Raw genomic sequence first — 7,505 nt, 5'->3', positions numbered from 1 at the left:
CCCGTCCCCTCCCCTACCCCCCTCTATTTTTTGGAAGAATCACCATGCCGAAAAAGCAATCACAGAACAACGCGCTGTTCGATGTCGCCGATATCCCACGTCGCCCAGCCGGTCGCCATGAACAACAGCTCGACCGAGCTATCGAACACGCCCAGCAATCCGGAGCCGTCGACACCCTAGATGCAGGCCTGGTATCACTAGCCCGCGCTAATGCCTGGGCGCTCGATGAAGCCGAAGCCAATGGCCTGCCCTATGCCGTCGCTAATCTCACCCCACCATTTCGCGAAGTACTCGCAGAACTGGGCCTGACACCTGCCGCAAGGAACACTGCTAATGACAACGCCCTTAATGACGCCCTCAACAAGCTGCTTGCAGACGACGATCACACCGACGCCGAGATACCTAAGCCACTGGCCTGAACCTAACGCGCGTGGCCGCAGAATTTTAAAAATTCAAAAAGCACTAGGCCACCCACCAATGCCCTGGCAAATACTCGCAGCACACGTCGTCGGTGCCGTCAATAACGACGGCAGGCCACGCTGGCCGTTTATCATCGTCACTGTGCCGCGCCAATCCGGCAAGACTACTGCTGCCGGAGCATGGGCAATCGAACGCGCCTTTACTGTGCCCAACGCGCGCGTGTGGTACACCGCCCAGACCGGGCAAAAAGCACGCGAAAAATGGCTGGAAGTCGTCAACGATTTCAACCGGTCGCCGTTTGCCCCAATGGTGAAAGTGCTCAAAACCAACGGCAGTGAATCCATGGAATTTGCCCGGTTTAACTCTGCTTTCCGACCTCACCCACCAACTGAAGATTCTCTGCACTCAATGCAAAGTGATCTCAACCTAATCGATGAAGCCTGGGCTTTCGATGAACCACAGGCAGATGCCCTCATGCAGGCGATCACGCCGACGCAAGCCACCCGTCCACACCGGCAAACGATCATCTTGTCAACCGTGGGAACTGCCGCGTCAACGTGGCTGCACGGGCTAATCGATCAAGGGCTAGCCGGTGCCGAAGATATTTTCTTGCTTGACTACGGCATTGCCAACGATCAAGATGCCACTGATCTCGACGCGGTAGCCGCATCGCACCCGGCTTTTGGCTACACGCTAGACATGGATTCACTCAAAGCCGGATTACGGCAGCTAGGCCCGGCAGGCTTCGCGCGCGGCTACGGAAACCGCCGAACCGGCGCGCGTGAAATGCTTATCCATAATTCCACGTGGAAAGCCTGCCAGACCACTGACTACATGCCAGCTAATGCCCCGGCGGTAATCGGTGCTGCTATCGATATCGAGCGCACCGAAACCGCCATCGCTGCCGCCTGCTGGGTTGGTGATACACCCATGATCGAGGTCATCGAGGTGCGCCCTGGCACCCGCTGGGCGCCGGCCAAAATCGAGAAATACTGCAAAGACCTCAAAGATGCCCCGGTAGTAGACAACGTAGGCCCATCGTCCACGCTGCATGCCGAGCTAACCCGCCGAGGCCTGCCACCAATGGATATCAAGACCCGCGAGCTAACGACAGCATCTGCCGAGCTACTCGACCGCATGACCAAAACCGATGCAGACGGCAACCCAGCCCCGGCAGTACGTATCCGAAGTTCGTCACATCTCGATCTAGCAATGGCGATTGTAGAAAAACGCCGACTAGGCGACGGCTGGACATGGCAACGCCGATCACAAGGTGGCTCAATCGCAGCATTAGAAGCCGCCACCCTGGCACTGCACGGGCTGCAAAACCGGCAACCTGCCGACCCTAAACCGCAAATATTCTAGGAGCGCCAATGATCGATTCTGGGGTCTACACTCACCTAGCCATATGCCCACAGTGCAAGTGGCGCATAATCCACGGCACTAAAGCCGGTGCCTACATGCACCTAGCCAAGCATTTCAAAGACATGCACGACGATACCGCCGCTGCAGCCCGCGCCCGGTTCTACATGCGACAAAACACCCAATAAAGCAAGATTCGTGGCACCGACAGCACAATCAAAATAATTAAACACATGGGATTAATTGAGCGACTAAAAAAGGCAACGGCCACCGCCACCACCACGGTAGCTAGCCCTTTTACGATTGGTGATTCACACCTAGGCCAATTAATCCCGCCTGATACCGCTAGCCCCATCACGCGATCTGTAGCCATGCAAGTACCCGCCGTCATGCGTGCTCGCAACCTCATCGTCTCCACGATTGCACGGTGCAAGCTTATCGCCGCCGATGGATACGATGACCCCTATTGGCTAGCCAACAGATTCGTCGATAACAGCTACACTAAATCGACTCGCATGTCTCGCATGCTCAACACCGTGGACGACTTGCTGTTCTACGGCAAATCATGCTGGGCGCTTGACCGAGATGCCCACGGCACGCCCATGATTGCGGTGCATATCCCCCGCCACCTCTGGGATACCAAAGACGACGGCACCGTCATAGTCAACGGAAACGCCGTGAGTCCAGAAGATGTCTGTGTCTTTACTGGCATTCATGACGGCGTTCTCACTCATGGTGCTGCAGCTATCCGCGATGCCCGCCAAATCCAAGCCGCTGCCGCGCGCGTGGCTGATAACCCAGCTGCATTGATCGAGCTTCGCCAAACCAACAACGCCCAGCTATCGCGCGAAGAAATCCAACAACTTATCGACGGCTACGTCGCTGCCCGAAAAGGCCGCAACTCTGGGGTGTCTTACTCTTCGCCTGGCGTGGAAGTCAACGAACACAGCATCGCGAAAGAAAATCTGTTGATCGATGGACGTAACGCCGCCGCCGTCGATGTCGCGCGCGTGATGAACATTCCCGCGCCGTTTATTGATTCCAGCGTTGGTGGCACGTCCCTTTCATATCAAAACGCGGCTACTCGCATGACCGAGCTAGTGGCATTCGGATTATCGCCACTTATGGCAGCGATTGAATCGCGCGTGAATGAGCCTGACATGTCTCATGGTCATCTGAAGTTCGATGTCACCGAGATATTCGACGCCCTGCCACTACCTGCCACCGAAAATAAGGAACCTCACAATGCCACCACAGTTTAAGGCCGATATCACCCGGCTCACCGACGTCGACAGCGGCTGGCGTGACCCGCACAAGGTGCCCCAGATCGTGCTGCACACCTATGAGTGCCCGCGTGAATCCGGTACACAAGCACTCATTAACCGCGCCGATTGGCAGCAGAAATCACGCACCGGCTCATACACGATTCTCGTTGCTGCCGATGGTAAAACGCTTCGCGCCAACGACGATGACTATTCACCGGCAGCCGCGCTCTACACGTCGAATATCAACGGATTTCACCTCTCGTTCCTGGCTTATGCAGCATCATCGCGTGCCGAGTGGCTCAAATATGACGCCCAGCTTCGCGCCGGTGCCCGCGTGGTCGCCGATTGGTGCCGCCGGTATGGCCACGCCCCGCGCCACCTTAGCGTCGCCGAGGTACGTGGCCGGAGGGCAAAAGGCATCTGCACACATGCAGATGTCTCTGCCGCCTACCGAGAATCTGACCACACCGACCCAGGCAAGAACTTCCCTATGGACGTATTCACCGCCATGGTCGCCGAGGAGCTGCACGGAAAACCACAAGGAGAACAAATGAGTGACAAAGCCTTTGACCTGATGGTCAACAACGATATGCCCGGTGCTTTGAACACCACTAAGCATGCCGCCCTTGAAGCCCGAGAGCAATTGGCAGGCCCCGGTGGGCCTGGACAATTCCCCGGCTGGCCACAGCTAGGCAACCGAACCGTCGTTGATGCCCTAGCTGCAATTGGCGAAAAGCTAGGTGTCGATGGATTCAGAGAAAAGGAGTAAAGGCTATGGAATTGATTTTGTGCCTATTGGCATCAAGCGGACTAGGTACGGTGCTCAATCAATGGCTTGCACGCCTGGACTATGCAGGCTCTAGCGCATGATCGCCGAGATCATCACAGCGCTTATAGCTGGCCTGATATCGGGATTCACTGCTGCAGGAATCGTCGCATATCTGGCACTGCACACCCTCGTCACCATCTTGGAAGAAAGAAATGAAAGAAAGTAGCCAAGTGCAATACCCGAGCCGGGCTAGTATTCGCACTCTCGCCGCCGCCGTCATTGGCCTGCTGCCGCTGCTGCCCGTAATCGCCGAAGCCTATGGCATTACCGCAATCCCCTGGGTCGCTGCAGTACTGGCCGTGACCACCGGCACCACGCGACTACTGGCCACCCCCGCCGTTGCCCAGTGGATCGAAAAATATCTGCCGTGGCTATCCGCCGAGCCACCAGAGACCCCAAAACACCGAAAGGACAACAATGAATAACCTGATCACCGCATCAGCTCACAATCAGCCGTGCAAGTTCATCTTGCCTGCTGATCTCACCGCATCGCAGGCCACCACCGACGATGACACCACAACCGAGGAAAATGCCCGCGAGCTTTCTGGCCTGGTCTTGCCATTCAATAAACCTGGCAAAACCAACCGCGGGGTGTTCAGTGTCAATAAGGACGCGATCGAGCTGCCCGAAGATTTAGGCCGTGTGAAACTCTACCGCGATCATTCCAACGACAACGGCACCCCGGTAGGCCGCGCCACCGCCGCCGAGATCAAAGACGACGGCATTCACATGAGTTTCCATGTGGGTGCCACCGCCGACGGCGATGCAGCACTAGCCGATGTCACCGAGGGTATTCGCGATGCCCTTAGCGTGGAACTCGACGATCCGGAAATTACCGACGGCATCGTCACCGCAGCACGGCTGACAGCCGTGGCTCTTGTAGCCCTACCAGCTTATGACGACGCGCGTGTTACCGCTGCTGCTGGCAAGCCGCGCAACCTGGCAAGCACCGTGACCACTCACATCAACGCATCAAAGCACGAGGAAAAAACCATGAACCTCACCAAAGCCGCGAACACCATCGTTACCGGCATGACCTCCGCTGACCACAGCGACATCACTGCAGCACTAGGCGAAATCACCAACGCCAATAACCCGGCCGTCGATAACGTGCAATGGCTTGGCGAGTTGTGGAGCGGCGCACGCTTCCAGCGCCAAATCATCCCAACACTTTCCAGCCAGCCACTAACCGGCATCAAGCTACGCGGCTGGCGCTGGAAGACTCTTCCAACCGTCGACGACTACGCCGGAAATCTGCAGGAGATTCCGACCAACAGCCCGGCTACTGAAGCTATCGAAGTAGAAGCTAAGCGTATCGCCGGTGGCCACAAGTTAGACCGCAAATACATCGATTTCCCCGATGCAGGATTCATTCAGTCCTACCTGGCAGAGATGACTAACTCTTATGCGATGAAATCCGATGAAAAAGCAGCAGATTTTGTCGTTGCCGAAGCGAAGAAGAAAAAGGAAAAGACTAAGCAGCCTAATCTCTTGCATGCAGCTGCCAAGGCCCGGCAGATTATCAAAAAGCAAGTGCGTATGGAACCGACCGCGTTTTTGGTCAATCCTGATGATCTGTTCAAGCTCATGGACATCACCACAATGGATAACCCGGAGTATCTCAAGTTGCTTGGCGTAGAACCCGAAAAGTTCATCGCCGACGACAAGGTGCCAGCTAACAGCGTTATCGCCTACCACAAAGACGCGATTACTTTTGGTGAACTGCCCGGCTCACCAATTCGCGTTAACGCGGTAGATGTCGCCCGCGGTGGTTCCGATCATGCTCTATTCGGATACTGGGCCGCTTTTGTTTCCGATGCCCGTGGCATCGTGCAAGTCGAGTTCAATACCGCTACTACCGAGTCTGCAGTAGCTGCATAATCATGGCTGCAGCAATCACCGCCGAGGACGTAGCCCAGTGGCAAGGCTCGCACGCCACCGACACGCTAGAAGTAATCGTCGAACCCATCGTGTCCATGATCGAATCGTGGAAAGGTAAGCCACAAGCTGACTGGCCGCCCCAATGGCGGCTAGGTGCAATCATGCTCATTGCCCGCGTTGATCGCAGAAGAATGTCACCGAGTGGTGTGGAGACTATCAGCGAAATGGGGCCGGTCTACGTCTCACGCCGAGACCCCGAAGTCGCCCAGCTACTAGAGCTAGGCGAATGGAAAAAACCGGTGGTGCTCTAAGTGATTCTCTCTGCAGCTAACGAGATCGTCACCGCTTTACACGAAGCCGGAATACCTGCCACGATCGATGCCCGCAATGTCACAGCCCCTGGCTGTTTCGTCACAGTGACTGATATTGAAGCAGCGTCAATCACATGGACAGATTTCACCGTGCAATGTGAAGTCATCGCTGTGGTGCGTGATCTGGGCGGGCTGGCAGACCTCTACTCACTCAATGAGATCGTCACCGACGTGACTGCCGCGCTAGTCCAAGCAGGTATTCAGATAGACACGATTTCTACGAATGAACAGGCCACACCGCCGAGCGGGGGCAAGCTACCTGCCGCGCGGTTTGTGGTGAGCACAACCGTCGATATCACTCAATCCGATTCAGACAAGGAACAAGACAATGGCTAAAACCTACACCGTTGGCCCCGGAACACTAACACTTGGTGGCACCGCGCATTCAGCCCAGATCGCATCGGCAAAGATCACCATCAACCCATCGCGTGAAGATCCTATGCACTTTCTCGATGGCAGCTCGCAAGCAGGTGAAACCACCTACACCGGCACGCTTGAAGCCAAGGTCGCCCAAGACCTCACAAAGTCCGGAATCGTGGATTATTCCTGGACTAACGCAGGCAAGACCGTGGCATTCGTCTATACACCGAACACGCAGCATGCAGCGAAGATCGAGGGCAATGTGGTCATTGATCCCATCGAGATCGGTGGCGATGTCAAGACCCAACCGATCAGTGATATTTCCTGGACGATTCCAGCGCTGCCGCGCTTTACTCCGAAGCCTGGCTAATGGCACGCCGCCCACAAGCCACGGTCTACGTCGACGGAGCACGTGAGCTACGTCGAAGCCTAAAAAAGGCAGGTCTAGACGTCCGAGATGACCTCAAAGACGCCCACCGTGCAGCCGCTAATCACGTGCTCGTTCGATCGCGTGAAATCGTGCCCGTGGCACCGCTATCAATGACTAGCGCGGTACCAGGTCTGCTACGCGATAGTCTTCGCCCGGGTGCCACACAGACTGCTGCAATCGTGCGTGCTGGAAAAAAGCGCGTGCCGTATGCTGGCCCGATTCACTGGGGCTGGAAAGCCCGAAAGATCAAGCCATCTCTGTATCTCACGCGCGCGGCAAAAGACACCGAGCCGAACTGGGTAAAAGAATATCTCAAAAAATTTGAAGACATCATCGACAAAATCGAAGGAGCACCCCAATGAAAATGAACGTGATTTACACCGACGGAAAAAGCGAAGAAATCGCAGTCGTTCACGCCGACAAAGTTCGTGCCGAGCTTGAACAACACCGGCAAGGCATGCCGAGCCTACAGCACACGCCAATGACCGGCGTGACTCTGCAAGTGTGGGCTGCCGCGCGCCGTTTGAACAAAGACACCCCGGCAGACCTCTACGAGTGGCTAGATTCGATCGACACGATCGAACCGG

13 protein-coding genes are annotated in these 7,505 nt (G+C 56.1%); all 13 read left to right on the top strand.

All coding sequences use genetic code 11. The features are described from left to right. On the top strand, window positions 1–419 hold a 419-nt coding region (locus tag A5774_RS05855), incomplete at its 5' end, for a hypothetical protein (RefSeq protein WP_231892363.1). Between the two features lie 58 nt (window positions 420–477). Beyond that, the gene (locus A5774_RS05850; protein ID WP_064833800.1) at window positions 478–1,785 is read left to right on the top strand and encodes a terminase large subunit domain-containing protein; all 1,308 of its coding nucleotides are present in this window, start codon (window positions 478–480) and stop codon (window positions 1,783–1,785) included. A gap of 8 nt (window positions 1,786–1,793) precedes the next feature. After that, window positions 1,794–1,970, top strand: a complete 177-nt coding sequence (locus tag A5774_RS11255) for a hypothetical protein (protein WP_156519557.1) — start codon at window positions 1,794–1,796, stop codon at window positions 1,968–1,970. A gap of 45 nt (window positions 1,971–2,015) precedes the next feature. Continuing rightward, window positions 2,016–3,044 carry a phage portal protein gene (locus A5774_RS05845; protein WP_064833798.1) on the top strand — a complete coding sequence of 343 codons (1,029 nt, stop codon included), beginning with the start codon at window positions 2,016–2,018 and terminating at the stop codon, window positions 3,042–3,044. Next, on the top strand, window positions 3,028–3,816 hold the full coding sequence (locus A5774_RS05840; protein ID WP_064833796.1) for an N-acetylmuramoyl-L-alanine amidase: 789 nt from the start codon (window positions 3,028–3,030) through the stop codon (window positions 3,814–3,816). Before A5774_RS05845 ends, A5774_RS05840 begins: the two co-directional genes overlap by 17 nt. Before the next feature lie 97 nt (window positions 3,817–3,913). Beyond that, window positions 3,914–4,042, top strand: a complete 129-nt coding sequence (locus A5774_RS11835; protein WP_255364751.1) for a hypothetical protein — start codon at window positions 3,914–3,916, stop codon at window positions 4,040–4,042. Next, the gene (locus tag A5774_RS05835) at window positions 4,029–4,301 is read left to right on the top strand and encodes a hypothetical protein (RefSeq protein WP_064833794.1); all 273 of its coding nucleotides are present in this window, start codon (window positions 4,029–4,031) and stop codon (window positions 4,299–4,301) included. The genes A5774_RS11835 and A5774_RS05835 overlap by 14 nt, the downstream gene beginning before the upstream one ends. Further along, a complete protein-coding gene (locus tag A5774_RS05830; RefSeq protein ID WP_064833792.1) occupies window positions 4,294–5,757 on the top strand; it encodes a hypothetical protein in 1,464 nt (487 codons plus the stop codon). Before A5774_RS05835 ends, A5774_RS05830 begins: the two co-directional genes overlap by 8 nt. Before the next feature lie 2 nt (window positions 5,758–5,759). Next, window positions 5,760–6,068, top strand: coding sequence for a hypothetical protein (locus tag A5774_RS05825; RefSeq protein WP_064833790.1), 309 nt, complete (start codon window positions 5,760–5,762; stop codon window positions 6,066–6,068). Next, window positions 6,069–6,464 carry a hypothetical protein gene (locus tag A5774_RS05820; RefSeq protein WP_064833788.1) on the top strand — a complete coding sequence of 132 codons (396 nt, stop codon included), beginning with the start codon at window positions 6,069–6,071 and terminating at the stop codon, window positions 6,462–6,464. Further along, window positions 6,457–6,858, top strand: coding sequence for a hypothetical protein (locus A5774_RS05815; RefSeq protein ID WP_064833786.1), 402 nt, complete (start codon window positions 6,457–6,459; stop codon window positions 6,856–6,858). The genes A5774_RS05820 and A5774_RS05815 overlap by 8 nt, the downstream gene beginning before the upstream one ends. Further along, window positions 6,858–7,280, top strand: coding sequence for a hypothetical protein (locus A5774_RS05810; protein ID WP_064833785.1), 423 nt, complete (start codon window positions 6,858–6,860; stop codon window positions 7,278–7,280). The genes A5774_RS05815 and A5774_RS05810 overlap by 1 nt, the downstream gene beginning before the upstream one ends. Next, window positions 7,277–7,505 (top strand): hypothetical protein (locus tag A5774_RS05805; RefSeq protein ID WP_156519556.1); only part of this gene is annotated, 229 nt, incomplete at its 3' end. The genes A5774_RS05810 and A5774_RS05805, both read left to right, overlap by 4 nt.

The sequence above is a fragment of the Corynebacterium sp. EPI-003-04-2554_SCH2473622 genome, assembly GCF_001665955.1.
Classification (GTDB): Bacteria; Actinomycetota; Actinomycetes; order Mycobacteriales; family Mycobacteriaceae; genus Corynebacterium; species Corynebacterium pseudodiphtheriticum.
The sequence above is the reverse complement of the archived record's forward strand: the minus strand, read 5'-3'. Positions and strand labels throughout refer to the sequence as shown.

What these genes read in the sequence shown, in the direction of transcription:
- A5774_RS05840 (WP_064833796.1), top strand. Translation starts at nt 3,028, where the DNA reads ATGCCACCACAGTTTAAGGCCGATATCACCCGGCTCACCGACGTCGAC.
- A5774_RS05845 (WP_064833798.1), top strand. Translation starts at nt 2,016, where the DNA reads ATGGGATTAATTGAGCGACTAAAAAAGGCAACGGCCACCGCCACCACC.
- A5774_RS05830 (WP_064833792.1), top strand. Translation starts at nt 4,294, where the DNA reads ATGAATAACCTGATCACCGCATCAGCTCACAATCAGCCGTGCAAGTTC.
- A5774_RS05835 (WP_064833794.1), top strand. Translation starts at nt 4,029, where the DNA reads ATGAAAGAAAGTAGCCAAGTGCAATACCCGAGCCGGGCTAGTATTCGC.
- A5774_RS05810 (WP_064833785.1), top strand. Translation starts at nt 6,858, where the DNA reads ATGGCACGCCGCCCACAAGCCACGGTCTACGTCGACGGAGCACGTGAG.
- A5774_RS05850 (WP_064833800.1), top strand. Translation starts at nt 478, where the DNA reads ATGCCCTGGCAAATACTCGCAGCACACGTCGTCGGTGCCGTCAATAAC.
- A5774_RS11255 (WP_156519557.1), top strand. Translation starts at nt 1,794, where the DNA reads ATGATCGATTCTGGGGTCTACACTCACCTAGCCATATGCCCACAGTGC.
- A5774_RS05815 (WP_064833786.1), top strand. Translation starts at nt 6,457, where the DNA reads ATGGCTAAAACCTACACCGTTGGCCCCGGAACACTAACACTTGGTGGC.
- A5774_RS11835 (WP_255364751.1), top strand. Translation starts at nt 3,914, where the DNA reads ATGATCGCCGAGATCATCACAGCGCTTATAGCTGGCCTGATATCGGGA.
- A5774_RS05825 (WP_064833790.1), top strand. Translation starts at nt 5,760, where the DNA reads ATGGCTGCAGCAATCACCGCCGAGGACGTAGCCCAGTGGCAAGGCTCG.